This window comes from Spirosoma lituiforme, assembly GCF_054776635.1.
The window spans coordinates 1-514 of sequence record NZ_BAAHBO010000063.1 but is presented as its reverse complement, the minus strand read 5'-3'; the positions used below and the strand labels follow the sequence as shown (position 1 = coordinate 514).

Here is a 514-nt window from a genome sequence, read left to right as displayed (position 1 = left end):
TAACATTTGATACATTTACTTTCTGACGCTTATCTGTGTTTGGTACAAGCGTCAACTTTCCAGGTGGTTTAATTATGAGGTCACCTAGAATATCCTCAAATTTCTTCTTTCCCATCAGCTTTTGCATTTCAGTAAGTGGAATAAGACTGGTTTTAAAGATATCTGTATATCCGTTTTCTTTTGCTTTTTCGATTACAGAATCCTCATCCTTATACTTTCTTACCGACCTACCCTCTACAACCTTAAAGCCATCCCACTCTTTACCATGATTGACCGCCATATCTGTTGCATATGCTAAGATGCTATTTGCCCATGAAGTCAAATCCGGAATAACCACTAGGATTTCTTCTACTTCGGCATCTGTTAATAGTGGGGGTAGTTTAAACTCATCTTTTGCAAGTTTTAACTTTTCTTCCGCCCTTGCTCTACACCTAACTGCAGCCTTACAAAATTTGCACCAATCACCTGAGCAATATTCTCCCTCGCCTTTTATAGCCAAATCTGCCCTAGGTTT

General features: G+C 38.9%; 1 protein-coding gene. It reads right to left on the bottom strand.

Going from position 1 to position 514, the window contains the following annotated elements:
- The coding region (locus ACYU87_RS27715; RefSeq protein WP_461137239.1) for a DUF2800 domain-containing protein at positions 1-514 on the bottom strand (514 nt) is incomplete at both ends.